The sequence below is a fragment of the Streptomyces sp. Q2 genome (genome assembly GCF_056820935.1).
Genome location: NZ_JBXEJE010000105.1, coordinates 1 through 2216, shown reverse-complemented (window position 1 = coordinate 2216; position 2216 = coordinate 1). Strand labels below are relative to the sequence as shown.

2 protein-coding genes are annotated in these 2216 nt (G+C 75.9%); both read right to left on the bottom strand.

What is annotated here, in order from left to right:
- Positions 1-165 precede the first annotated feature (165 nt).
- The gene (locus ACWBNA_RS47735) at positions 166-1083 is read right to left on the bottom strand and encodes an NTP transferase domain-containing protein (protein ID WP_482710868.1); all 918 of its coding nucleotides are present in this window, start codon (positions 1081-1083) and stop codon (positions 166-168) included.
- 81 nt (positions 1084-1164) lie between these two features.
- A partial coding sequence (locus ACWBNA_RS47730) for a dihydrolipoamide acetyltransferase family protein (RefSeq protein WP_482710867.1) occupies positions 1165-2216 on the bottom strand: 1052 nt, incomplete at its 5' end.

The following is a 2216-nucleotide window of genomic DNA, read 5'->3' as shown; positions in this document are numbered from 1 at the left end:
GTGGGTGGGCGGACTGGTGGGAGGCCTCGTGGTGGCCGGCCTTCGGGGCGGGCACGTGATCACCGGCGGAGTGGCCGTTGCCTTCCTTCACGAGGGCGAGCACCTCCTCGACGTCGAAGTCCTCGGCGTCGTCGGCGTCCTCGCCGGTCCGGGCGGCACGGGCGGTCATCCGGCGTCCGGGCGGGTGTCGGGCGTGGCATCGGGGGCCACGTCCGGTTTGGCGTCGGCGGTGTCCTCGTCCGCCCAGCGCAGGGCGAGGGCGGCGGCCTTGCGGGACGCCTCCGCCACCGCCTCGGGGCCTCCCCCGGTCTGTGCGGCCGCGTAGCCGACGAGGAAGGTGGTCAGCGGTGCCGCGGGCCTCGCCACGCCGTGGGCGGCGTCCCGGGCGAGGTCGAGCAGCACACCGGTGTCGACGTCGAGGTCGATGCCCAGCTCGTCCTTGACTGCGGAAATCCATTCATCCAACACGAGCCCATGCTCCCTGATACGTGCCCTGGCGGTGGCGATGTCGTCCCAGGTGTCGCAGTCGAAGGACGCGACGGGGTCGGGGACGCGGGTGAGGTCGAGACCGGCGGTGAGCCGGCGCAGGGGCAGCCCCGTGGCGCTGCCGTGCGCTGCGACGAGGGCGGTCAGCTCCCGGCGCAGTGCGGGCGCGCGGTAGGCGGCCACCAGCGGCTGGTCGCGGCCGTCGGCGTCGGTGAGCAGCACGCCCTCGGTGCCGGTGGCCCGTAGGGCGGCCAGCAGCCGTCGTACCGTCGCTTCACCGAGGAACGGCAGGTCGGCCGAGAGGACGACGAGCTCGTCGGCCGTGGTGTGGCGCAGCCCGGCGTCGAGTGCGGCCACCGGCCCGCCGCCGGGCGGGTCCTCACGCGCCCAGGTCACGGGACGCGCGGTCGGCCGCGGGTCGGCGACGACGACGGTGCCGCGCGCGTCGGCGCAGGCCGCCAGCACCCGGTCGAGCAGCGCCCGCCCTCCCACGCGCACCCCGGGCTTGTCGGCACCACCGAGCCGCCGGGCCGCACCGCCCGCGAGTACGACGGCGTCGTACGCGGCGGCAGCGGGGGGCGGCTCGTTGGCGGTCACCCCCCGAGTATGCGTGCCGCCGCGATCACAGGGAACGCCGATCACAGGGAACGCGGGAGGGGGCGGGCGTTCACCGCGTGGTCAGAGCGTGCGCAGCAGGACCGCCGGTTGTTCCACGCAGTCCGCCACGTACCGCAGGAAGCCGCCCGCCGTGCCGCCGTCGCACACGCGGTGGTCGAAGGTGAGCGACAGTTGGACCACCTGGCGCACGGCCAGCTCGCCCTCGTGCACCCACGGCTTGGGGACGATTCGGCCGACGCCGAGCATGGCCGCCTCGGGGTGGTTGATGATCGGCGTGGAGCCGTCGACGCCGAACACGCCGTAGTTGTTCAACGTGAAGGTGCCGCCGGTGAGGTCCCGGGGGGTGAGGGTGCCCTGGCGGGCCGCCTCGGTCAGCCGGGCGAACTCCGCGGTCAGCGCCTCGGCGTCCCGCGCCTGCGCGTCGCGTACGACGGGCACGACGAGGCCCCGCTCGGTCTGCGCGGCGAACCCGAGGTGCACGGCGTCCAGCCGGACGATCTCCCTGGCCTCCATGTCCACGGTGGAGTTGAGCTCGGGGTGCCGGGCCAGGGCGGCGGTGCAGATGCGGGCCAGCAGGGCGAGGAGGGAGACCTTCGGCCCGTCGACGGCGTTCATCGCCGAGCGTGCCTTCATGAGTTCCGTGGCGTCGGCGTCCACCCAGCAGGTGGCGTCCGGGATCTCGCGGCGGCTGCGGGAGAGCTTGTCGGCCGCGGCGCCTCGGATGCCCTTGAGGGGGACGCGGGTGGGTCCCGCGGTTGTGGCGGAGGGAGCCGGGCCGGTGGCGTTCGGCGCCATGGTGGGACTCGGCGCCATGGTGGGGCTCGGCGCCACGGGCGCGTGCGCCTCGGCGGCCGGAACCGTCGTACGCCCCTGGGCCGCTGCCGCGCGCAGCGCGTACTCCACGTCGGCCCGCAGGATCAGCCCGTCGGGGCCGGAGCCGGTCAGTTCCCTGAGGTCCAGGCCGTTCTCGCGGGCGAGGCGGCGCACCAGGGGGGAGATCACCGGAACCGGGCCGTCCGCCGCCTCGGGGGCGTCGGCCCGGCCGTCCGCCGCGGCGGTCGTCGTGGCGGTCGTCGTGGCCGGCCGCCCCGGGCGCACCCGGCCCCGGCGCG